Source organism: Halorientalis sp. IM1011 (genome assembly GCF_001989615.1).
Classification (GTDB): Archaea; Halobacteriota; Halobacteria; order Halobacteriales; family Haloarculaceae; genus Halorientalis.
The window spans coordinates 948,448-972,673 of record NZ_CP019067.1; the positions used below are offsets into that span (position 1 = coordinate 948,448).

General features: G+C 54.8%; 20 protein-coding genes and 1 pseudogene. 16 read left to right on the forward strand and 5 right to left on the reverse strand.

What is annotated here, in order from left to right; genetic code table 11:
• Positions 1 to 251: 251 nt before the first annotated feature.
• A complete protein-coding gene (locus BV210_RS04855; RefSeq protein WP_084802563.1) occupies positions 252 to 695 on the reverse strand; it encodes a hypothetical protein in 444 nt (147 codons plus the stop codon).
• 146 nt (positions 696 to 841) lie between these two features.
• A complete protein-coding gene (locus tag BV210_RS19710; protein ID WP_077205550.1) occupies positions 842 to 1,057 on the reverse strand; it encodes a hypothetical protein in 216 nt (71 codons plus the stop codon).
• A 276-nt stretch (positions 1,058 to 1,333) separates the two neighbouring features.
• Between BV210_RS19710 and BV210_RS04865 the strand changes: the two genes are divergently transcribed.
• The 3 genes from BV210_RS04865 to BV210_RS04880 all read left to right on the forward strand — a co-directional run bounded on the left by BV210_RS04865 (position 1,334) and on the right by BV210_RS04880 (position 4,497).
• Positions 1,334 to 2,806, forward strand: coding sequence for a lamin tail domain-containing protein (locus tag BV210_RS04865; RefSeq protein ID WP_077205551.1), 1,473 nt, complete (start codon positions 1,334 to 1,336; stop codon positions 2,804 to 2,806).
• A complete protein-coding gene (locus tag BV210_RS04870; RefSeq protein ID WP_077205552.1) occupies positions 2,803 to 3,093 on the forward strand; it encodes a DUF3006 domain-containing protein in 291 nt (96 codons plus the stop codon). Before BV210_RS04865 ends, BV210_RS04870 begins: the two co-directional genes overlap by 4 nt.
• Before the next feature lie 1,188 nt (positions 3,094 to 4,281).
• Positions 4,282 to 4,497: a hypothetical protein gene (locus BV210_RS04880; protein ID WP_157525816.1), complete on the forward strand. Its 216-nt coding sequence runs from the start codon at positions 4,282 to 4,284 to the stop codon at positions 4,495 to 4,497.
• Between the two features lie 728 nt (positions 4,498 to 5,225).
• Here BV210_RS04880 and BV210_RS04890 read toward each other — a convergent pair.
• Positions 5,226 to 6,092 (reverse strand): hypothetical protein, encoded by an 867-nt coding sequence (locus tag BV210_RS04890; protein WP_077205556.1) that lies wholly within the window; start codon positions 6,090 to 6,092, stop codon positions 5,226 to 5,228.
• A 244-nt stretch (positions 6,093 to 6,336) separates the two neighbouring features.
• Here BV210_RS04890 and BV210_RS04895 point away from each other — a divergent pair, with 244 nt between their 5' ends.
• Positions 6,337 to 8,289 (forward strand): hypothetical protein, encoded by a 1,953-nt coding sequence (locus BV210_RS04895; protein WP_157525818.1) that lies wholly within the window; start codon positions 6,337 to 6,339, stop codon positions 8,287 to 8,289.
• A gap of 14 nt (positions 8,290 to 8,303) precedes the next feature.
• Here the strand turns inward: BV210_RS04895 and BV210_RS04900 are convergent, their stop codons facing one another.
• Positions 8,304 to 8,810: a hypothetical protein gene (locus BV210_RS04900; protein ID WP_157525820.1), complete on the reverse strand. Its 507-nt coding sequence runs from the start codon at positions 8,808 to 8,810 to the stop codon at positions 8,304 to 8,306.
• Between the two features lie 10 nt (positions 8,811 to 8,820).
• Positions 8,821 to 9,030 carry a hypothetical protein gene (locus BV210_RS19715; RefSeq protein WP_157525822.1) on the reverse strand — a complete coding sequence of 70 codons (210 nt, stop codon included), beginning with the start codon at positions 9,028 to 9,030 and terminating at the stop codon, positions 8,821 to 8,823.
• A 735-nt stretch (positions 9,031 to 9,765) separates the two neighbouring features.
• Between BV210_RS19715 and BV210_RS04910 the strand changes: the two genes are divergently transcribed.
• The 12 genes and pseudogenes from BV210_RS04910 (at position 9,766) to BV210_RS04975 (ending at position 24,116) form a co-directional block, all read left to right on the forward strand.
• On the forward strand, positions 9,766 to 10,620 hold the full coding sequence (locus BV210_RS04910; RefSeq protein ID WP_077205559.1) for a hypothetical protein: 855 nt from the start codon (positions 9,766 to 9,768) through the stop codon (positions 10,618 to 10,620).
• A 210-nt stretch (positions 10,621 to 10,830) separates the two neighbouring features.
• A complete protein-coding gene (locus BV210_RS19720) occupies positions 10,831 to 11,964 on the forward strand; it encodes a homing endonuclease associated repeat-containing protein (RefSeq protein ID WP_157525826.1) in 1,134 nt (377 codons plus the stop codon).
• 392 nt (positions 11,965 to 12,356) lie between these two features.
• Positions 12,357 to 13,721, forward strand: a complete 1,365-nt coding sequence (locus BV210_RS04925; RefSeq protein WP_157525828.1) for a hypothetical protein — start codon at positions 12,357 to 12,359, stop codon at positions 13,719 to 13,721.
• A complete protein-coding gene (locus BV210_RS04930) occupies positions 13,711 to 15,186 on the forward strand; it encodes a hypothetical protein (protein ID WP_157525830.1) in 1,476 nt (491 codons plus the stop codon). The genes BV210_RS04925 and BV210_RS04930 overlap by 11 nt, the downstream gene beginning before the upstream one ends.
• A 178-nt stretch (positions 15,187 to 15,364) precedes the next feature.
• Positions 15,365 to 17,032: a hypothetical protein gene (locus BV210_RS04935; RefSeq protein WP_157525832.1), complete on the forward strand. Its 1,668-nt coding sequence runs from the start codon at positions 15,365 to 15,367 to the stop codon at positions 17,030 to 17,032.
• A gap of 486 nt (positions 17,033 to 17,518) precedes the next feature.
• Positions 17,519 to 17,934: pseudogene (locus tag BV210_RS04945) on the forward strand (hypothetical protein).
• Between the two features lie 104 nt (positions 17,935 to 18,038).
• The gene (locus tag BV210_RS04950) at positions 18,039 to 18,530 is read left to right on the forward strand and encodes a hypothetical protein (RefSeq protein ID WP_077207975.1); all 492 of its coding nucleotides are present in this window, start codon (positions 18,039 to 18,041) and stop codon (positions 18,528 to 18,530) included.
• Between the two features lie 3 nt (positions 18,531 to 18,533).
• The gene (locus BV210_RS04955) at positions 18,534 to 18,899 is read left to right on the forward strand and encodes a hypothetical protein (protein WP_077205565.1); all 366 of its coding nucleotides are present in this window, start codon (positions 18,534 to 18,536) and stop codon (positions 18,897 to 18,899) included.
• Positions 18,900 to 18,972: 73 nt separating this feature from the next.
• Positions 18,973 to 19,368, forward strand: coding sequence for a hypothetical protein (locus tag BV210_RS04960; RefSeq protein WP_077205566.1), 396 nt, complete (start codon positions 18,973 to 18,975; stop codon positions 19,366 to 19,368).
• Between the two features lie 94 nt (positions 19,369 to 19,462).
• On the forward strand, positions 19,463 to 20,857 hold the full coding sequence (locus BV210_RS04965; protein ID WP_077205567.1) for a hypothetical protein: 1,395 nt from the start codon (positions 19,463 to 19,465) through the stop codon (positions 20,855 to 20,857).
• 442 nt (positions 20,858 to 21,299) lie between these two features.
• Positions 21,300 to 23,162 carry an ATP-binding protein gene (locus BV210_RS04970; protein ID WP_077205568.1) on the forward strand — a complete coding sequence of 621 codons (1,863 nt, stop codon included), beginning with the start codon at positions 21,300 to 21,302 and terminating at the stop codon, positions 23,160 to 23,162.
• Positions 23,163 to 23,207: 45 nt separating this feature from the next.
• Positions 23,208 to 24,116, forward strand: coding sequence for a Dam family site-specific DNA-(adenine-N6)-methyltransferase (locus BV210_RS04975; protein WP_077205569.1), 909 nt, complete (start codon positions 23,208 to 23,210; stop codon positions 24,114 to 24,116).
• Positions 24,117 to 24,226: the final 110 nt, after the last annotated feature.

Consider the following 24,226-nt stretch of genomic DNA (forward strand, 5'->3'; position numbering starts at 1 on the left):
CGGGCAGCTGTTCGGACGGCGTATCGCTATTGGGTGGCGGTGTCGTCACGCGTTTGATCACCTACTGCGTGTATCTTCCGGTTCGGTGTCTGCGAAATAAATGTTAGTGAATTGGATGAACCGGTTGTTGGTCAGGGTTTCAGAGAACGGTTCTCATGCCTGGTCTCAGCTCTATTGATTCGGTCAGTACAGAAGGTCGGCTCAGTAATCCTCTCGTCAGTCACTGTGTCCAATCTGGGGTGGATCCTTCGTTAGCGCACTTCCTCATAGCGAGTGGTTTGGACTGACCCGCCTGATTCAAACGTCGTTTCAGAAGTGATCGAGATCGTGTCTCCCCCCTGTAGCTGGGCAGATAGTGTCCCGGATAGCAGCTCCCTGCTCTCCCACTGCCTGGTCCATTCATCGGCAACCGCATCGACCACGAGACTGACGGTTGCTTCTGTAGGCTTGTATGGGGACTCTGTTGGGAGATCCATGCCAATGCTGGTGAGGACATCGACTTGGCCGTCCTTCACTACAACATCGGGAATGAACACCGTCTGCCGAATCGCTGTCGGAACGCCATTCCACACCGATGACGACTTTATGTGTCGGCGTGTTCTGCTGTTCTCATCGTCTTTCCCCACAGCACGACAGCCGCTGAACCCCACGACCGAAGTTGTACCTGCGACCTGGAGGAAGGTTCGCCGGTTCATTGAATGGTTTGTTCTTGTTACTCAGGAATATGCTTTCCTCCGTGAGATTGCGGCAAATGGACGGTACATTTAGCGGTCGGTAAGCACACGTATAGCTCATCGACTCTTCTGCCTACGCGGTCAGTACAGTTGAACAGACTACCGGCTTATCTTTCCTGAAGGCCTTCAAAAAAGAGCGAGAGTATCCAGTAGCCTGTTCCAAGTGTAACGATCACACCGATAATACCGATCAGGTAATCCCCTACCAGAAGTCTCCCTGCTAATTGGATAGCAAATATACCAACTATTCCGAGAAGCAGCCCTAAGAGCCCACGGTGAAGTGATGACGCTAATTGTTCAGTCTCGGATTCTGGGGAGGGCATGTCAGTATAAATACCACACACGACTTGTTGAGCATTTCGGTGCTTGATCAAAGCTTCAATGAGCAATACGCACACTTACTGAGCAGGTAATCCATACCCCGAAGTTTTGAAACTAATCACTTTGAGAACTGTTCTATGACACGCTGGGGTGTCGGTTGCACCGCGATGACGGATCTATCCAGGTGTACCGAGTGTTCCCGTGAACCGAATGTTAGGCCACGATCTTCCAGCGACGGTCCCGGCAGACCTATTCAACTGGCCCTCCCCTTCGAACCTATGCGAAGATGGGCTCCCCTCGTTCTCGTCGCCCTTCTGGTCGTCCTCGCAGGCTGTGGGGGCACGACCGGCGTGGGGACGGACGGGACACCGGCGTCGACGACCGCACCGACTGATGGCGAACCGACAGCCGGGACAACTGACGACGGAACGACCACTGCGACTGGACAGGCCAGTGCAAATGGCTCGGTGTCAGTGCACTTCATCAACGTCGAGCAGGGGTCGAGTACGCTGATCGTCGGCCCCACGAACGAGACGATACTCATCGACAGTGGCGACTGGCGGGACGACGGGGAGGACGTCCTCGAGTATCTGCGGGCCAACGACATCGACCGGATCGACCATCTGGTTACGACCCACGCCGACGCCGACCACATCGGTGGGCACGCGGCAGTGATCGAGTACTTCGAGACCGAGGCTGACGGCGTCGGTGCCGTGTACGATCCCGGCATCACGTCGAGTAGCCAGACCTACGAGCGCTACCTCGACGCCGTCGAGGCCCACAACGTGACACTGTACGAGACGCGAGCTGGTGATGGGATTTCCTTCGATGGGGCATCGGTCGACGTACTCGCACCACCGGAGTCCTACGTCGCCAGTGGCGATCGTAACGAGAACAGTATCGTCCTTCGGGTGGCCCACGGCGGATCGAGTTTCCTGTTGCCCGGTGACGCCGGCCCCGAGGGTGAGGAGTATCTCGTCGACGAGTACGACTCGGCGCTGAACGTGTCAGTCCTGCAGGCGGGTCACCACGGCAGTGATACGAGTTCGAGTGCGGCGTTGCTTGATGCGGCCACGCCGCGGGTGGCGGTCATCTCCAGTGCCTACGACTCCCAGTACGGGCATCCCGACGAGGCCGTGCTGGAGCGGTTCGCGGCACGGTCGATCCAGACCTACTGGACGGCGACTCACGGCGACATCGTCCTGACGAGCAACGGGACGGCGATTGCAGTCGCGACTCAGGAGACTGCACCGACATCGGCAGTGGAGTTGCGTGATGGTGACGCGGTTGCACCGGGAACTGGCGGTGCCGTCCAGCAGCGGACGGTGTTCGAGGTCGGTGGTGAGGCTGATCCCATCGTGACCGACGGCGGCTCTGATACGCCGACGTCGACACCCACGTCGACGCCTGGTGAGTCCAGTGCACTGGCGATTGCCACGATTCACGAGGAGCCTGCCGGTGACGAGTACGACAACCTGAACGACGAGTACGTCGTCTTCGAGAACAGTGGTGGCGAGGAACTGGATCTGTCGGGGTGGACTGTCTGGGATGCGGCCGATCACACCTACACGTTCCCATCCGGGTTCACGCTCGATGCCGGTGCCCAGGTGACGGTGCACACCGGGAGTGGACAGGACACTGAAACGGATCTCTACTGGGGGTCGGGCAGTCCGATCTGGAACAACGGCGGCGATACGGTTATCGTCCGGGACGATGCAGGTGAGCTCGTGATCGAGGAGGCGTACCCATGATCGACGATGGCACCTATACGGCGGTCCTGGACCGATTCGAGGACGACCTCGCAGTGTTGCTGGTCGAAGGGGAGGAGGATCTGGTCGGGGAGTTGGTGGTGGAGCGGGAGGAGCTACCCGAGGATGGCCAGCACGTCGATGCGGTGGTGACCGTGGTTGTCGAGGATGGCGAGTTGGACGACGTGTGGTACGAGGAAGCGGAGACTGACGAGCGGAAAGAAAGTGTGCAGTCACGGTTTGATCGGCTGTCCGAACGGCCCCCGTCAGATGACGACGAGGAAGTGTGACGTCGGAGCGTCGCTGATACCGAAGTAGAGGAACTCTGGACTTGAGCGTAATTTTGTGACGATTCGACGGCGCCGTGGTTACAGACATTCTGCCCTTGGTAACTATTTCCAAGGAGTGACGTTCATTCAGGACGCAATCTCATGTGGATGTGACCAACCGCCGAACTCTCGGAGCGTGGTGGTTGTTAGCAATCTCTTTTATTGCTGTTTCTGTCGCTGCCAGTACTGTTCCAACGGGACTCCTATCGGGTGATGTGACTGAGGCACCCACACCACCGCCAGCAGACGAGACGCCAGTCGAGGAAGCGACGGGTGGGCCACCGGAGCAATCACCGACTGTCGAACAGACACAAGCTCAAACACGCCCGGAACAGCCACCGCCTCAGGGAACCCATCCACCAGCAGAATCGCGGACATCACCAGAGCGAGATACGCGCGGCGACAGTCCTTCGACGAGTCCAACCCACAGTCCGGAGCGACAATCCCCCTCGAATCAGACACAGCTACCGGCATTCGCGAGCAACGTCACGCCGTTCGTTCTGCTCGTCACAGCAGTGAATCTGGTTGCCCGCTTTTTCGGCTTACTCACAATCGCGATTACGGTCGTCTCCTCGTTGGGAACAATGAACTACAGTTTACCGTTTCTGGATACTGATTCACCGGACAGGGTTATCCCTACACGGGGTGTTTGGTACTACTGTATTCTCCTGTCCATCGTCGTCTGGATACTCACATCCGGTGTCGTAGTCCTAAACCACTACACTAACTGGTTTAGAATCCTCTCGTTCGCGCTTTTCCTGACGCTTTGTGTATTCTGGATCGTTCTTACACCGCTGGCTATTCGTCAAGATTTGAACAGCGTCCTCACGGATACGGTGACTACAACTGACCACCTCTACTGGGCAATCGCTAGTCTCGTCCCGATCGGTGGTCCGCTCGTGTATATCTGGGCGAGGAACAAGTGTATCGAAGTGGCTGAACGCTCGTAACCTGGATAAACGTACGGTGACCTAGCCTTTCTCGTGCAAGCTTTCGCAGGCGCGCTCGGCTCTTCGTCTGCTACCAGTGCCTTCGTCCTAACGTCGACGATCCAGTGGATATCCCCATTCCCTGTGATCTGCAGGTCGAGCGTGTCTCTCGAACGTCGGGACTCACCTCCAGTGCGGAGACCGACGAGGTGCTCGACGTGTGGGCGCGCTCATGCGAGCTGTCAGCGATCGCCTCGACGAGCATGTGTCGTTGCTGCGGATCGACTCGATCGTCTGGCAGGCGGGCCAGGTGATCGGCCGCCACGAACCCGATCGGGCGGCGGCTCGTGCCGAGCTGGTGTCACACTTCGAGACGGTCGGGCTGGAATCCGATCCTGCTCGACGGCTCGCCGATGAACTGACGGTAGCGATGTGACAAGCTGGTAGTATGAAATCAGCGTCACTGTGTGAGATCGGCCTCGTGAGTTGCGTCAAATCGAAGCGGGACGAGCCGGCCGTGCCCAAGGAGCTCTACACATCCGCCTATTTCCGTTTGTCTTCGCCCGTTCGCGCGTGCCATGTGTCGCTTTTCGCTTCGTTGTGCGGGGAGCCACGACCACTCCGCTCACTACACGGTCCCCCTCACCCGGTCAGTCTGTCAGGCTATGGGATGGGTAGGTGGTCGGTGTAAGGACCCAACCGTTGCACACAACGTGCAGTGTCGCAGCCCCCATCAGCGGCATGGCTGCTGGTCGTGGTCACGTTCTCGCTGACCGGTGGCACCGTCCATCGTGAATCGTTCGAAGGTAAGGATATCCGAGAATCGGTCGTATCTCCCAGTCGGTACTGCCCAGCGCGTCCAATTTCCCCTACCGAATGCCACAGGAACGGCGGGGGTGACTTTTGCATTGTAATTCCTGGCTCAGGCTTATGTGTGTGGATCCTCTATCTAGTAGTCCGAACGAGCAGCGTGACCAGAAATCAGTGGGCAAAGTCAGGCCGAAAAGCGTTTACCTGTTCCCAAACTGGTCGCGAACAAGAAATCACACTATGACCCTCAGAGAAACCATCCAGTCTCTGGAAAGCGACCTGGATATGACCGACAGTACTCGAGTCGAGCAGATCGGCCGATCGGTTGCACATCTCCGCGACTAATTTGCGCTTTTACTCCATCTTCTGAACCCGTTCTGCGAACTCCTGTTTCGTCACCGGTTTTCCCTCCTGTAGTTCTGGCGTCCCCGCCCGATCCAGCACCTCCTGGGCAAACTCAATACTTTGCCGATTATGGATTTGGGCGTATTCCGCGAGCGCATCCCAGTGATCCATCGTCAAATCGTAGTCGTTCAGGTGTATTCGCAGCCCATCTTTCCGTTCGACCACGGTACACCCTGCGTTCGAAAGGTGCCTGAACCGGGGAACGTTTCTGCGAACCGTCAAAAGCCGCTTTGAATCTTCGATATACTCATTGACCCACCCTTCCCAGTCGTACTCTTCTGTCGCAGTGGACGGCATATCGAATCCTCCAGAGATCGCCTCGAAATAGAGACTCAGCATTCCGAGTGCTGTTCTGTGGTTTGCATTTGGCAATGCATGACGCAAGATCAGACCCGAGACCAATTCCCCACCCGCGATTGCCACTGACTCATCCCACGTGACTCGGTCCAGCGCTTCCGGGATCCGCGTAATCTCGATCTCTTTGTACGCTGCAAGACGTTCGTCTTCCTGTTCGTATTTCTCCGCAGCGATAGATTCGAACAACCGCAATATCCGGGTCGTGATGATCTGATTCGCCCACTCCATGTCCGCGACTTCCTGTCGGAGTTCGTATTCAATATCCTCCGTCACGTCCGGGACTTCCCGTCCCCTGTACACCACGTATACTGTCTCATTCAACTCACACTCCTCGATTCGCGTTATTTCATCAGCCTCGCACTGGGCTGCTCTCTTTTCTGCCTCTTCAAACTCATATGCCAGATAATCGATGGAGAGTCGGCTGTTCTCCGGGTGGTGGTACGCGACCCGTCCCGCCATTGATGCTCGATTCCGTCGGGTGGTCCTAAATATTGTTGTGAAACACGCTCGATTCACGAGACGGAGTGATCTTGTGTACCACGGCGCGTAGTGGGACCTCTCGACGGGGAGACCGAGAACTGATCGAGATTGTTGGTCACTGCTGTGTAGTGGATCTCTATCAGTCGTATAGCGGATACGCCAGCTATGGAATCGAATGGTACATGGTAACAAGAATAATCCTGCGGTCTCTGGACCACCTACCATGGAGCCACAGGAATCATCTGCCGACATGCGATCGCTGTCACCGTTTGTCTCTCTTCGCAGCTACAGGGGTTTCGAGAAGTACCTGTCGTCAGCTAACCGGATGAAGGTCGTGAGTTACTGTACCTCTCCGCGGATGCTTCTCGAACTCTTCAACGAACATGACCTGGAAAAACTGGAGGTGATCGTTGGCGAGAAAACCGACTTTCGTGAGGAAATCAAATCCGTCTCCGTCGCCCAGGAACTCGAACGATACAAGCGACGTGGGGACCTGTTGATCTATCTTTCACCCGACCGTGATATCCATGCGAAACTCTATATTTTGCGATCCGACGGGGGAATCACGATCTTGACCGGCTCACCGAACTTCACCGATTCAGCGTGGACGAATCGGTATCAGGTCAACAACCTCGACGTATTCAACTGCGCGCCAGAGTCCGAATGGCATCACCAGGCACTCGAACTCTACGATGAATACCTGGAGCTCTGTGATCCGGACCCGTTTCTGGAAGACCTGACGGACGAACTCGATGCATCCGATGATCCACCTGAAGAGGTCATTGAGCGCTGGCTCACGGTAAGCGATGCAGAAGAGGACAACGAACTCAGGGAGTTTCACGGTTCAATTTCTACCCAACTCGGCGAGTTCGGTACGTCGATCAATGCTGATGAGGTAATCCACGAATCGCTGCAGCAGTACTCCGATAGCACGCACTCGAAGATGCAGGATCTGTTCCAGCCCTTTGATATTACGCTCAATGATAGCCTTTTCCGGACATCGATCGGTGAATACGGGCGTGCCGTCAAGAGCAACTACGATATTCCGAAGCTGTGGGTAACTGCTGATGGAGTGCACCTGCTTACTCCGAGTGGACGGCACCTCGAATTGACCGAGCCACCACCCAATCCACAGGCGGTCGATACGAGTCTCGCTAACATCGAAGCTTATCTTGAGACGGTCGACCAGGCGGAAACTGACGATGCAGCGGCCGCAAAAGCGCACATGTACGAGGGGTTGTTGTACTTTCTCTGGGCCCCGTTTGTCAACCAGTATGCCAAGGCGTTCGGGGCAGGGCAGGTCGGTGACGTTGAAAAGAGCGTGCCGTTTCTCTACATCCATGGTGAACCAAATGCCGGGAAGGGAACATTCCTGGAGTTCGCGCTCCGGCTCATTTCGGACAATTCTGTCGTCAGCCCGATCGATGGTGCAACCGTCGGAAGTCGGACGCCGAACAAAGTTCGCGAACCGGTGACGGCATTTCCCGTTGCATTCGACGACGTCGAGCGACAGACGTTCGGTCGGTTGGGACGCCTCCGGAATTACTGGGACAACTGGAACGGCAAACCATACCCGGCGATCATCATTACGAGCAACGAGAACAAGCCCAACGAGTGGTTCCTCCAGCGGGCAAAGATGCTCCATTTCAAGCTGATGTTTACTGGGCGATCGACAGCTCGGATGCGAATGCGAGAAATCGTCGAAGCCGATAATCCATTCTACAAGTGGTTCACACACCAGTATCTGCGACGCGATATCGAGATGGCGGATCTGGTCGACGAGGAGACCGACCGTGATGACATTCTGGCAGTCGTCCGGGACACGGTCATGGACCTGTACGAGTATGCCGACCGTTCGCTACCGGCGTATTTCCCTGAACAACCAGCTGAATGGGAGCACGACGTCGGTCGACAGCGCTGGCACGAAGCGATTGATAACGAGTATCTCGTGTTCCAGCGCCGTAACGACAGACTCGTTGCCCTGTTTGACGATGATATCGCCTCCTATGAAATCGACAACGCGTACCTCCGGAACCTCCCTCGGCACATCCGAGCCCGGCGCACCCACAACGAAATCTGGATTACGTCCGTCGACGCCTTCGAGCGCTGGCTGCAACGGGACGTGGACGAGGCGGGTGGGTTCCTTGACAGGCTTCGCACTACGTGGTTCGACTAAGTCAGGTAGCTGTTCTAGGCAGGTTTGTCGACGTCCACGTCGATCGATACTGAGACAGTATCCGCATCAGGTTCCTGGTCAGTCTTGGTTCGATATTCGACCAGCAGGCTGATTTCGAGGAGCGTTTCAAGCCCGTCAATACCTACTGCGGTGTGTATAAACCGGAATGGGCAGGTAAGTCGATACAGGTGACTCAACGCTTCGTCCTCTGCTGTGAAGTCCTCGGGGAAGTCCCCATCGGCCAGATCACCAAGTAAAGCCGTCCGATTGTCGAACTCGTCCCAGCGATTGAGCTGGCAGAAATCGGCGAATGCGTGGCGGACTGTTTCATGGAGTCGGTCATGGTAGCCATCCGGTGGTCTTCGGTTCCCGTCGATCGCTTCCTGTATATGGCCGCGGTCAGCGATACTCAGGAACCCCTCCGAGAGATCCCTCATGTCGCGCTGTAACTGTGTGCCGCAGTTCGAGCAGTATTTTGCCGATGGGAGTTCCGTATTCCCGCAGTCGTCACAGACTGTCATAGATTCACTGTCACAGGTATCCTATTGATTCCTGATGACCGTTCAGTAAGGAGTAGGTCCCTGTTTTCGGGTCCATGACCGTCCAGAGATACTCGAAACACAGGTGGTTGATCTCGATGCCGAGTTCGTTCTCTGATGGCCAGAAGACTGCTGTCGCGTTCGCGACCGATCTTGACTTTACCGGACCAGTAGCGAGATCATAGTCGATGTCTGAAACCACCCCCGAAAGCCCTCGGTCGCTCTACATCCCGCGACCACGCGGGACTGCGTCTCGATTGCTCCCGTTCGCTCCGCTCACGGGAACCCCGCTGTGCGCCTCGTGCCTGCGGTGCTTGCGGGGTCGGGGGACGTTCACGGCGCTTCGCCCCGTGAGCTCGGGAGACGCCGTCTCCCGGTGGTCGAGGCGGCCTCGCCCTTTCTGAGTCCGCCAGGACGGCGGATGATTCGCCGAGCGATGGAAGCGGTTGTACAGTGGTTCGTGACGGCCCGCACCGCTCGCCGCGTGCCGCCCTCGCTTCGCTCGCGACCGACCATTCCGGGCATGCGGCGAGCAAGCTCGCCGTTCCGGGCTAAAGTAAATCTGGTCTCGACGCCAGCATTAAGCGCGTTTTCGGTTGCGCCCCTCGCGGGCTTTCGCGTTCCAGCGCTTTGGGCCGTTCCGCGCGGCGAGCCACACCCCGGCTCGCCGTGCTCACGACCGTCGCCCTGGACACGGACCCGCAGTCCGGGCCGGACGCGAGAAACGGCTTAAAGCTGGCCGCTCGCTCCGGGCGGGTCGGCGCGCGGTGCTGGTTGGGTGGCCGCCCTATGGCGCGCTCTCGCTCGCGCCCCAAGGGGCGCTCGCGAAGGCGCGAGCGAGAGCGCGCAGATGGTACTGTCGGTCGTTGTCGTCGGAAAACCGCGATGGTGGAGCATCGCGGTGGCGGCGCGTGAGCGCCTTCGGAGAGTTACTCCAATGACTTCTAGAAAGACAGTCGTAGATAAGGATTTGGTCGATGCACAGAACGCGAAGTACGCGGACGAGATGCAGTACGCAGTCGAAGACGAGCCTGAGCTCCGGGCGACGGTGGAACTGGAGTCCCAGGCAAAGGTGGACACCAACCACCCCGATGCACGCCCGGAAGGGATGACGCTCGAAGGCGAGGAGACGCACCTGGCGCGGAAAATGGAAAAGAGACGGACACGCCAGCGGCTGGATCGCCGGCAACAGTCGAACCGGGAGCGACGGTCTCGTGACGTGGCCAGTCGGAGGAGTCGTAAGCGACGGCAGGAGTTCGAGGAACGCGCGGCGAGTGTGGCTCCATCACAGGGGTCAAGCGATCCCCGAGAGCTGTGTTCCCAGACGGAACTGGCGACGATCAACGAGCAGGCGGCCCGGCTGGTCGAAGAGGTCGACGGGTGGTCACGAGCAGCCATCGCGCGGCGGCTGGCGGCGCGGGTCGTCGACGGTGCCGACATCTCACGGGCAGTGTTGGACGTGGTCGAGGGCTGTCAGCGCGAGCCAGGGACGGTGGTTCCGATCGCGGCCGTTCCCGAGGTGGATCGAGCGACAGTGAGCATCAGTGGGACGATCGAGGTGTTGTGGAACGCAGACAGTCCGGCGATCAGTCAGGTCGGGTTGATCGAAGACGAAAGCGGCCGTACGAGGTTCACCAGTTGGGTAAAGTCCAGAATGCCCATCGTTCAGGAAGGTGACCGGGTCGTGTTCCGGAATGTAGCCAAGAACTGGTACCAGGGTCGATGTTCGGTGGCTCTGACAGGGCAGAGTCACATCCACTTCCCGGATCGCGACCGATGGACTGACCAGTAGGCCACAGGCTCCCCGGTTTTCTTTTCTCGTGCCACCTCAACCTACCCCGCCGCCCCACCCACCGCTCCGTGCTCGCTTCGCTGCGCGCGCAGCCACAACCTTGGAAGCCTTTCTGAAATTCATTCCTAAAATCGGGGGAATGAGCGGTCGAACGGGTGGGTTTGTCTCACCCAACGAGGGGTGCGGTTGTGTCCACACTCGGAGCTACGCATGAAAGTCGAAGGAGACTATATGTGCGACATCTGCGGCGAATCGTTCGATACGAACGTCGAGATTGCAAGCCACATGGCAGGTCACAAGCGATCCATCACACCTGACCATATCAGCGAGGAACTCAGACGTATCGCCGAGCAGAAAGGCCGACCACCAAAGCAACCCGAAGTTGAGGAGGAGACGGATTTCACTGCTGGTGCGGTACAATCAACGTTCGGAAGTTGGAGAGAAGGACTACTGGAAGCGGGGCTTGAACCACTTGATCACTCGTACTCGAGAGAGGAGCTAATCGACGAGTTACGGCGCGTAGCCGAGAAGCTCGGTCACTCTCCGTCAACAATGGAAATGAAGAAACATGGGGAGGTATATCCAGCTACGGTAAAACGGCAATTTGGATCGTGGAATACCGGACTCGACGCTGCAAGGCTGTCGACGACGAAATCGACCAAGGTCACTCCTCAAGAAGTAATCACAGCAATTCAGGCACTTGCTGACGACCTTGGGCGGCCACCGACCGCCTACGAAATGGATGACCTAGGAGAGCATGCAACAAAAGTCGCCCAACAGCGCTTCGGCAGTTGGAACGCTGCACTTCAGGAGGCAGGCTTTGACCCTCATAAGCGGCGAAATATACCTGAAGAGGAGTTACTGAAGGAGCTCACTCAACTCTGTGATGATTTGGGTCACGTACCCTCAACTGTTGAAATGCGAGAACATGGAGAGAACACTATCTACCCGTACATCCGGCGGTATGGATCATGGAAGCAGGCCGTGGAGGCGGCTGGGATGGAATATCGCGGCTATCCAAGCGGACCTGATCATCCTACTTGGAAAGGTGGCTACGGGGATATTTCGTATGGGCCAAATTGGTACAAGCAGCGCAAACGTGCGCTAGAACGGGACGGATTTGAGTGCCAGATGCCGGACTGTTCCATCGACCGTGAGACCCACCGCGAGCTCTGGGACCGTGACCTAAACGTCCATCACATTACGCCGCTTGACACATTCATCGATGCCGACGGTGTCCTTGACTACGAACGGTCGAATCGACTTGAGAACTTGGTCACGCTCTGTCGGCGCCATCATATGCTGTGGGAGCAGTTCGCTCCGCTCCAACCCGATATCCGCTAACCGGTCCCGGTGGTATTTCTTGCTCCCGGCGATGGGTGGCGGGGACACCCGCTCCCCCATCGACTTTGACTAAAGACACGACACTCACGACCCGTGAACGGCTTCGCATTCACCCCCGCGAAGCCCGCCGGACAAACCGACTCGCCAATCGTGGAAGCACAGTCAGACGCTGCGATAGACGCTTGGAACGACCTGCCGCCGACAGCCCTTCGGGAGTGTCCCATGTGTGGGAAGGTCAGGCTTCCAGAGCGGATTCAAGAGCACCGGTGTGATAGTTAATAGCTCCGGCATTTCATATGTGGATTGAATCTGATTCGTCAACAGCGTCTATCACTAACGTTGTAGCAGAGGCAATGCTTAAGCGGCTATAAGCCAAAAAACAAACATATAAGATGGAAGATCCGGGGGGCGACAACGGAGACAGAATCGCAGAAGAGGAACTGAAGAGGGAGATCAATAGAAGGCTGAATGACCTCGATATCAAATATCTACGTGACATCTGCGACCGTTCCGCCAATCCTGTTGAAGAATACTTTGTAGGTTTAGCCTCAAAAGCAGGTTCCCCTTCGGATATCGACTACCTTGTCTCCACGTATCCGAATGCTGCCCAACGATTTATCGAACTACACGACATGTATTTCCAACCCGGCGAAGTCGCAAAATCAGGTATTATCGACGCGTTGTCCCCAAGGCACTACGATCGGGATACGCTGAACAAACCCGGCATATTCGACTCATTCGAAAGGCTTCTTCTGGTGTCGATGGCCGTTTTCTACGATCCAGTCAACGATACTCTCTCTACTGATTTCGATATCATGGTTGGACGGGCACAGATCCGTCATGAACGGACTGACGGCCGCTATCGATTCAACACTTCACTCCCGTTCGACGAGTCTGATGAAATAGAGAGCAGAATCAACCAGTTTCTACAGCGGCAAAACCAAGAAGGTGAGACCATCCCAGCGTGGAGTGGAATAACCGAATCGGGGTTCTGGGTGAAACTGTTTAGACGCCGTAACCGGCAGAGCGTATACAAATTTGAAGAGTCACCTTCTGGCCCACCTAGCGTGCCCAAGGTAACCACCGAATCTAGATACCCGGTGAAGACCTTTGCAGCCGAAGTGAAGGAAATAGAAGATGGGGTGGAGATACATACCTTTGACAATCTGAACCATAGCGGTATGAAGAAGCTGTTCAAGAAGCTTCTAAAAACAGTGGCCAATGACCCTGACGCGTTTGAAGGCTGGGATCGAGTTCAATCGACTAACGCTAAGAAATTGGTAGATACACTTGTTGACTCAGCCGAAAATGCGGTTGAGGAGGACGAGGAGGACGTGGATGTCGCCGGGGATTTGCAAGACGGAATGGATAAGATCGTGGAGGATACAGAATCCGAGCTTGATGATGAAGACGAAGAGGACCAAATCGTAAAACAGCAGCTAGAGAACGGGAGCCCGACCTTTGTTGGATTCAACATTGAGAACGATCAGGCGACCGGTATCGAACAGTTCCGGGTCCGGTCAGAAGGACCATTCGCTGAATTCGGGGGGCAGATAGAGGAGTTCAACGAGGCTACACGGTCGCTTCTCCGCGAAGCCGATAAAGAGAACATCAGACTGGCTTTTAGAATGGATTCACCTGAAGAAGACCGTCCGAACTTCTTCACAACTGGCTACGGGGACTGGGATGACTTCCGTGGAGTAAGTCAAGACGTCTACGACACGTTACAGCGGCTTTTCGATGACTATGATGAATAGTGGTGTTCTGAAAGACTTGAGTTCGGTGCTCCGGTCAAACCCGGAGAGGATTGATTCTGCGGACTTACCAGAGCAGCTTCTGGATACAGAATATGTATCTGAGAAACCAATACCGGAGTCACATACCTGCCCTACGTGTGGCGGTGAAGCGGCTCTCTACGATTCAGGGGATTCGGATGACTTGTTTAGACTGGTCTGCCTCGAATCCCATGAACACGAGACAACAGTCACAAAGAAAGAGTTGACACAGTATGAAGTCGAACTTGCTCCACTACTCGAGGACATCGCAGATACCGCTGGGCTCACATCTACTGGTGACGTGGCGAATTTATTCCCTGAGTTTGCCGTTCAACGAACTGAGGAAGACGTCTTGGTTTGTCTAATTGGATCCGCGAAGAACTACGATAACTCGGTTCAATCAGCGGTTAATTACATTCTCGAGAATCAGGTACCTGCGTTCATCGTTACTCCGAGACAGTCGGTTGAGGAATTGCATTACCTGATTGAACCCTACGCGGTCGTTGGTATCATTCAAGCGTTGACCTTGAATAGGTTCTCCGACGAGGACTTTGTCCAAGAAACCACAGTATCGTTGACATCAGAGTACGAGCACAAGCAGACTCTTTTTGACGAACAGAAGATTGGGAAAGACGACGTACGGTGGAAGTTAGAGGATCATCCGTCTCTCATCAAAAGCAAGCTTTCCACGCTGCGGACTCTCCGTGAGAACAGTAAGCACGAGCGGAACGGGATTGGCCGAACGGTCTGGACTGAATTTGAGAAGGTGTGCAAGGCGGCTTTCGCCTATCTAGACTTCGAACTGGAGGTTGGGCAGGGAGGTGTCGACAATGAGGGCAGCGAGGTAGCGGATGCAGTAATCGGGTATCCTCCTATGGAGATCCCGGACCGGGTAGAGCTCTCACGGCTGCACGGAGTTGTAGATGCTAAATCGGCTTCTCAAGTGGATTTCGACGGTGAAGCAGTCTCAAAGCAGCTGGACTACTTTGACGAAATCAAAGGTGACAAGCTCTACCAGTCCTTCACGAAGCTCCATCTCTTCGTTGTCTTCGACTTTGATGCTGAGAAAGTGCTTGACTGGTATGAAACCGCTAAACTGCATTACCCTGATCAGACGGGTATGGTGGTGCTGACCGCTGATGCTCTTCGGTCAATGGTGGATTTGAATCAGTCGCCACTGGCACTTTCAGCGGTTAACCGAGGAGAATTTGATACGCGGCACGTGTTCAGGTATTTCTTTGACCCAAAGCTGTATACACGGCCTGAGTTCGTTGACGTAGCCGAATTACTTGATTTATCTGAGTGGAGTGGGACGGAGCCGGAGACTCAGCACCGGTATCAGGCCGAGGATGAGCTGCTGATTGTGACCCAAGAGATGGTTCTAGAGTGGATTGATGGCATACATTCTAAGCAGCACGACACAGACTCGCTGTTCCAAGTGGAGTAGCTGAACTGAGTTTACTGCGGTTCAACTACTTTTATGCATCCAGGGCATTCGACCTATGTACTCTGTGAAACGTCTTCTTTCTCGTATTCAAGCAGAAGACGTCCTCGGGTGATCCCACTGCGTCATTCGCGGCAGCAGAGCGGATTTTATATCTGCAGGATATGAAAGACGAGACAAGATGCCGTGCAAGGACTGCGGCCAGCTACTCATACGAAAAGAAGACAGCAAATCACTGTTCTGTCCTCGCTGCCGTGGTCTACCAGTAGAATCTCAGAAAGTAGTGAATGCGAAGGTGAACTGGTTGACCAAGGACTTCTTCACCGACGAGGCTATTCTCAGAGTTCTACAGGACTACAGCAAGGTCAACCTCATCTACAACCTTTTCAAACGGCTGAACCAGATGTCCTATGGTTTCTACAACGAACTGAAGCAAGGTATCCCTGTCTCTGAATTCGGCTACCTGGCTTACGTTCTGAAGCAGATCTATGGACTGGAAGACTTCGGCGATGAACGAGTTGAAGATCGCCCCGAGAGCACCGAAGAGATTGAAACCGTTATAGATGCGTATTCAGAACTGATTTTCCGACTCCGACATGCCCGAAACCAGTTCACAGTCTGCATCCGTAAAGACGAGTTCACCAGGCGGTTCGAGAACTTTGCTTCTGACTACAACCGCTTCCAGTCAGAGTATGGGCTATGTTTCAGCCGTTGTCTGAATAGCGTAATCTGCAACGACATGGATGCATTCGATGATTTCAGCTACGTAGCCGATGTTCTGCGGGCGGTCGATAAGACCGAAGCTGGCGAAGAACAGACATCACGGGAGTTCGGGGACGCCTGGTATCAAGTGATTGAGCAGCTGCGGTTTATGGCTGGATCGGATGATATGGTTGGTCCGACCTACTATACCAAGTTTCCCGAAGACGTCACCATCTTCGATTTGAAGGAATTCTTGGACCGGTTGGACAGCCTGTTCAGTGAGGAACCAGCGAGGAAACTCCGAGAAGAAGCATGGGTAGCTCCGCTCAGAAAGCGAAGGGTTGAAAGCTGCGGTCAGAAAGCATTCGGAGATGACTGGGATCAGGTGAGAGATAGGATAATTCTCAGTGAGGATAACTTGGACGCCCACCCACTACTCTTTGAACTAGACTTCAGGGCAAAAAAAGAGCTGCCAGGCAATCGTCGTCCAAGCTATGTTCCTAAGAAGCAGATCTACTATCCACGCTATTTCTCCCAGTTGCTACAGTTCCAGATTTTTCCGCTGCTACGTAACGGCGATATCGCTGAGTCAGGGCATCAAATCTTGTCTGAACTTGCCGGCGACAGAGGCACGGAACGGGAGCGAAACCTCTACGATTTCCTCACTGACCACGGAATCGAATGCTACCATGGAGCGGAAACACAGAAGAACAAGAACGAGGTGGACCTGATATGCGTCCGTGACGGTTGCCTCCAGATTATCGAAGTGAAGTATCTGATGCCGCCGATCCGAATCAACGACCCGGATGGCATCAGAGAACTGAATGAGAAGTTTGACCGGCTTATCTTCAACGAGGTAAACGAGAATACCAGCCGGGAGCCAGAGGGTAAGCCATTCCCTGAGAAAGTGGAGGGTTGGAAGGGTCTTGAATCAGGAGAGGAGTTCCGTTCGCAGGTCAGTGGTGACGGGGGGTATCAGCAGCAAGAGGTCCCGGAGAGCTGGAACGATCTGGATGTCGAGATGCTTGTGGTGTCGAACGTGGTGCCGTCGTACATAAAGAAGCAGGGCGTCCGGTTCATTACCGACTTAGAGCTCTACCAAATGGTAGAGCATGGAGAGGACGTGTTCTACGATATCCATAGCTAAACCCTGTGAAATCCGGGTTATTTTACGCTCTAAGCATCGCCAGAGTATCATGTTTTAACCAAGCATAGATGACATTTAAGTCAAGGATCTTCAACGGTTTGTGGAAACCGGAGCCACGGAGAAGCAAGAAATCGATTTCAAACGAGAACTCAACCCGCGGGACAACGGCCACAAAGAAAAATTCTTGGCTGAGGTCACTTTCTTCGCTAACACCACTGGCGGGGATCTAATCATTGTCGTGCCTAACTCAGAAGACGTCGTCGGCGACAAAATCGACAAGGGCGTCTACACGCCGTCGACCGCGAGACAGTACCTGAAACGGAAGCTGGCCGAGCAAGTCGGGGACCGACAGGAGGTGCTCATTCAGACCGGGGAATCCCTCTTCGAAAAGGGGACCCCGGACCATTCCCAGTTCGATCTGCTTCGTGGCAGCTGCTGTTTTTCTGGGGCCGGAATGGGTGAGCCCCGCCATAGGCTCGCGATTCGATGGCCTCAGAGGACGACCTGTTACACGACTGTGAGTTGGACCCCGAGGCGATCCTCGGAACGTACACTTCGGAAGACGCCCTGTTCACCAACGAGACGGAATCCCCGTTGAACGTGTTGACCGACAAGACACCGGCACATTCGCAAGCCACCGTCGAGGAAGCGAAGGGGTTCGCTGCGAGTATCGACACGGAGACGCCCCAGATCGCACTGCCCGCATCCGACGAGTCGCAGGTCGAAACACAGAGCAAGCCCTACATGGCGGCCGCGTTCTTCCACTTCAAGGCCACAGGCTCGCTCGAACGTCACCGCGCCTACCACGCCGCCTACGAGGCGGACGCGTTCGCCGTCGACTTCGAGGCCGACTACGAATCGGGCGACTAACGATCACTGTCGAACGAACGGACGAATCCTGAGAGTCCACTGTCACGAGGAGAGTTTTTCGAGCGCCGGCGATGGGTGCCGGCGCAGCTGGAGCGAGCAACGACACCCGATGCGTCGGCGTTTCGAGGTGTTCAAGATGCATATGGTGATTTACGCACTCGTAGAGGCATCGACGCACGACGACGCTTTGGCCACTGGAAAGACGGTATTCGACCGCCTGGTCGGCGCGGACCCACACGCTGGCGCCGTCTTCGATTATTACGTCTGTTTCGACCAGGAAGACACGTCTGTCGCAGGCAAGGCGCGATGGGGCGAGCTCCCTGCAGCGGTTCCTGTCGACTCCGATGACGGCCAGGGCCTGCTCGAGCGTGGCTGGGAGGCGACGAAGGAGGAGTTCGAGCGCAATCTCGATCGGGTGAAGGAAGCCCTCGACGAGCTCTCCGACGAGGAGATCATGCGCGACGAGGGCCTCGCCCGGCACGCCTTCCACCAGGTCGGTGCGTACGACGGCCCGACGATCTTCCTGTACACCGAGCACGCGACTGGCATTCGCCACCGTAAGCAGCTGGATCGACTTCTCGAGGAGAGTGAGTATCTCTGGATCGTGCCCGCTGACGTCCACTTCTGACCAATGCCCAGGATCACTAACTGGCGACGTGAGAGGCGCTCGCCGGCACTCGCGTATCGGAACACCGAGACCGATGCACGAGCCATCCTGCATCGAGCGCCGGACTCCTACCGGTACAAGTGGCGTGGGACAATCCTCGTCGACGGCTACCCGGTCTGGTCACGAGGGTACGAGACGAAGGACGAGAAGTCGTTCCGTGACAAGCTCCGAGAGCGGCCAGCACCCAAGCTCGCATGCCCCGAGTGTCCGAGCGACGACGTCCTCGTTGGCGAGAAGTCAGCAGACGGGGCGAAGGTCCAGCGGTGGTACGACTGTCCGGACTGTGGGTACGAAGCCCCCTCACGCATCGTCTACGGCACTGAACGGTGAGAGGGTGAGCGCTGGGCGCTGTTTTTTGTCCGGGCACGAGGGGGTAGCCCGGTATGACCGGGTTGGGCAAACAATGAGTCTCGAAATACTTGACCGACACAGTGAGGCACTGTTCGACTTCCTCTGGTGCCCCGTCTGCGGTCAGGAGGTGTTCACCCACATCCCCTTCGAGGGGGTGTTCTGCAAGAACTGCAACACGCAGGTCGAACTTCAGGAGTCCCGAGAGACACGCGGCTACGAGGAGGCCGTGCTCGCCTGCTTCGATACCGACACGACGTGGAACCTTCACATCGACGAGAAGCTTCGTCGCGATCTTCCAGATGGGTCGGCACGCGTGAAGGTCTTCGGCGCACCGGACGACTACGAGGTCGACTGGTGGAGTCCGGAGCCGGGTGAGGACTGGGAACCTGTCGAGCGCGGAGAGTTCGACGACGTCGAGGAACCCGACGAAGTGTCCCATCTAGCGTAGTCAGCTGTTGAATCCTTCATAGGCCACTGGTACTCGAGTATTGCTCTGAATCGTCGCAATCAACTTTTTAATCGTCTGTTGTGTCCTCCCAGCAATGACGAATAGACAATCGAAAGAGGATGTCTGGGAGGAGTGGGTGCGGAGGACAATTCTCGCAGATATCCAGTCGGCTGCAACCCCGGACCCGGTACCAATGGTCGACGACAGCGGCTCGGAATTGTCGATGGCCGACGAGTACGATACGTACCGTCTGGGTCGAGGGAGTGGTGACTATCTGTACATGTTGTATCTCCTTGAGGAATCCGCAGACGGACCCCAAGATGTGATCCCGGTGTACATCGGTGAAACGAGCAACGTCGCGAGTCGACTGATGAACCACTTCAGAAAGCTCCGGGACGCCCTCCCCATTTCGGAGTGGGAAGACGATGGGTCATGGGGCAGTTACGGGAAGTATGATCACATTGCGACCGTCTACGAACGATCGGCTTCACAGCTATACGCATGGGTGGTCAACGTTGACGACCTGGAGGTAGGTCCGTACGGGTACCCGACGTACCGACACGAACTCGAGGGGAAGATGGTCGGTCTCGTTCACTCGCTCCCACGGTTCGATCGCGTCTTCGCCAATCGCGACTTCGTTCCGAACCGCGTTCCTCACGAGATGGGCCAAGTGGGGCCCGAATGGGTCGACGACGAAAACGAACCATCGAACGAAGAACCAGCACGTCTCGCTGAACTCCCCGATGAGAAGGTGACTGGGGAGAGTAAGACCGAACTGTGGTACGAGTGGGTCGAAAAAACCATCTGTCGAGACATCAACGATTCCGAAGAGACAGATCCGATACCGCTCTTCGAGACTGACGACGACCTCGTTGTCGAGACGAAGACTCTCGGCTCCTCGGCAGTGCTCAAGCGAAGCGACGCCATTGACGAACGGATCCGTCGAGAGGGCAAACGATGTGTGCACAGTGACGGTGTGAGATCTGGAGAGAGTGGATTACTCTATGTCATGTTTCAACTCAACTCCGAGAATCCCTCCCCAACGGATGTCGTCCCACGGTACATCGGCAAAGCAGAGGCATACGGAAAAAAGAACGAACTGAGTGCAAACTTCGAGGAGATAGCGAAAGACCGGAGCGGAACTCGGAGCTTCGCTCGGTGGGGCGACGGGAATTATTGGCACGTAGGTGAGCTGTCGGAGACAGTATTCGGCGAGACGTCGAAGAAACTCAGTTGGGCGAGCGAACTCTTCGAACAGGGGACGCGCCAGCTTGAACAGCAGACGTACCTGTGGATCCGCGCGTGGGACCCGGATACGTATCCAGGGCCGTACGGCTATCCAGCATACCTCGCAGAAGTCGAGCCGCTACTGGTCGGACTCGCATACGAGGCGTGGCCCGATTACCTACTCAATCACAACGAAGTCCCAGGTGACGCACCCGCGAACAGTCGCGAGTTTGAATTTCGCCCCGTCGAGGACTGTCACTGACGGCCTTCCCGAATCTTACGGCAAACACCTATCCGCTGATGGTCCTTTTTACCATGATAGCTTTCTTAAGTGCAGAGCTGTTTCCCCTCTACCATCTCTACAGGCGAACTTACTGAATGGAGGCTCTTTATTCAGAAGTTCAGTTTAGAAAAATTGGGGTTTCATGGAGGCAGTTTATCGCTCCTAGATAAGCAGCTTCTACTTGTTGTTGGTGCGCCCGCCATGCGCGCCACCGTACACCTGATGGTTATGATTGATGTCGACAAGAAGCCAACTAGGATTCATCGAAACATTTCTGCTAATTAGTGTCTTTCGACAGAACCGGATTTTTTATTTCAATAGAGGTCGTTGATATTTAATAAATTATTGACATAAGGACTGAGTCGGCCTCACCACCTTGCTACCCGGAACTTTTAAACTAGTGTCGATCCCGATAAACACTATGTCCCAGTTCTACCAGGATGCTACCCCTGACCATGCTCAACTCCTCCCCACAAAGGATACTCTCACTGCGCTCAAGTCTGATGTCACGCTTGAATCGGCCATCCTAGAATTGTGTGATAATTCACTTGATGCATGGAAACGCTCCAGCAATCGAACGACATCTACACAAATCGAAATTGAAGTCAATGAGGGCAGAGATCAAACGGAACTGGTCATTCGAGACACCGCGGGTGGCATTCCTCGAGAAGATGCCGCAATGCTCTTTGGACTCGGCAAAACTGCAAAGAACGAGGTCCCTGGTGCAATTGGTACGTTCGGTGTGGGGGCAAAAAAGAGTTTAGTGAACTTGGGCCTCCCATTTCATATTGTCTCACGACACGAGTCCGCAGATATCGGTTGGACCTACCGTATTACCGAAGAGTGGTTTGAGGATGATGAGGATTGGACGGTGCCGGTCCATGATGCAGAGGACATTCCACCGGGAACAACTGAGATCCACATTGAGGATCTCAACTACAACTGGAGCGAAGAAACTGCTGAAGGACTCCGCGACCGTCTGGGCAGGGCTTATAACCTCTTTCTGAGCGAAGAGATGCAAAAAATCCGAGGTACAGACTATGAGCTGAATATTACTGTCGATGGCCAGTCGGTCGAACCAGAGGGCATGCCTGACTGGTCCTATCCTCCATTCGATGGACTTCATGCTCGCCGATATGAGAACATCGAATTGGATATCGAAGAGTTCGATGAGGTTGTCCACCTACATATTACGGTTGGACTATTGACGAAGAAAGACAACCAGAAGGCCGGCACGGATATCTATTGTCAGGAGCGAAAAGTTGCGGGCCGACTTCGGGATGATCAGGGCGGGTTTGGGACTGGCAAAGATCGACTTGGCAATTTCAACCCTCGCCACCAACGTCTTAAGGTGATCGTTGAATTAGAAACTGAGGGCGACGGCCAAGCACTGCCATGGGACACACAGAAGTCCTCAATCGACAGGCACAATCCGCTAATGCGCGGGACCGATCATTGTCGCGGAGTCTACAACTGGCTCCGGAGAACGGTCCAGGCATACTTCGATATGGATGCAGATCGAGTTCCACGTGCCTTCTTGGAGCCATATGGCGCAGATCATCCCGCGGCAGCAAACGGGGGAAAGCCAGAAGTCCACGACTATTCTGGCCGGTCGCATGTGACAAATGAACACCGTCCAGATACGGACATACCGAAAGTCAAATTGGTGACGCAAAAGGCGCAGTCAGATGCTACTTTGCTGATCTCCCGTGAGAATGCTATTGACAGCGGCCTGGTCGATGCATACAATATTCAGCTCGAACATGAGAGTGACCGAAACCGCGAGAACCTGACTCAGGTTACCTCGGAGCCACCTGAAGAGGCAATCAAACACCCACACGAAATAGCGAATCAAATTGGTGAACTGGCAAACCGCCACTATGACTATGGGGTCTATCACCCTGATGAGTTGGAAGACTGGGAGGCTGCTCGCTACAATTCATTCATGGAGCGACACGGTAAACAGGATCTGAGAATCGTTGATGAACTTTCCGAAGATCTCCCGGCCTCTCGGGCTGAATTGTCTGTAGCAGACAGGAGTCAGGCCGCGACTGAACATGGCGCTGCCGTCTATACGGCTAAAGAACTTGAGGACGACTCAAAAACAAGTGAGGACGCCGAGATTTTCTTGGTATTAGGTGGCGATGGCGAGGATGAACGGGGGTCTAAAGTAGTGGACACTACGCGTCGCGAGCTAATTAGTCAACTTGATATCGACCATTCAGCATCTGATGAAGTCCTCTGGGAAGAATTGAAACAACGGCTCAATGATACGCTGAACTGAAGACCGGACGACTTTATAGATACCGTCTTCATTTGAATATCACGAATGGCAGACCCGATCTTGCGTTGGGCTGGCGGGAAACGCCAGATTATCGACGACATAGTCACTAGGCTCCCACCCTCAAGAGACTATAATGACTATTACGAGCCGTTCTTTGGTGGTGGTGCTGTCTTCTTTGAACTGAAGCCGAGCAACGCGTTCATTAACGACATCAATGAGACGCTGATGGACTTCTATGAGCTGTTCAAAAATAATCTAGACTATATAATTAGAGAAAATAAGAAGCTGGACGATGCCCTCAATCGCTATAGCACACTTGACGCAAAGAAAGAATTCTATTATACCCGTAGAAGAGAGTTCAACGAGTTGCAGAACGGATGTTGTGAGGATGAACTGCGGGAGGCAGTTCTCTTTCTCTTCTTGAATCGGACGTGTTTCAATGGTCTCTACCGCACCAACGAGAAGGGTGACTTCAATGTCCCAATGAAAAAGAAGGTTATCCTGACCGAATCAATCGAAGAAAAGCTTAAAGAAGGGCACAAGGTTTTACAAAATGCGGAGATAACATCACAAGACTTCGAATATATCGAGGAAGAAGTCGAAGAAGGGGACCTAATTTTCCTGGATCCACCATACATAAGCAATTCTGACGCACGCTACTTTAACCAGTACAGCACCGGTGGATTTGGGAGAGATCGACAAATTGATGTCCGAGATCTCGCTCTAAAACTTCATCATCGGGGTGCGTATGTGATGATTACGAACTCTGATGAAGCCGAAGATCTGTACCGCAGCGATGGCGAGTTCATGGAAAACTTCAGAATGATGGAACTCGAAGCTGCTCGGTCAATCAACAGCGACTCGTCTCAGCGCTCGCAAATTGGAGCTACTGATATTATTGTCACGAATTCGCCACAATTCTGGGAACAAAGAGAATTTGATGCTTACAGATAATCAAAGCAAAATTCATTCTATGTAGTAATATATTGGATACTTAGCATCCAGCACCCGTAGTCTGAACCAGAATCAAATTCGAAGCTCGGTTGCGTTGTGGGGTGCCTGCT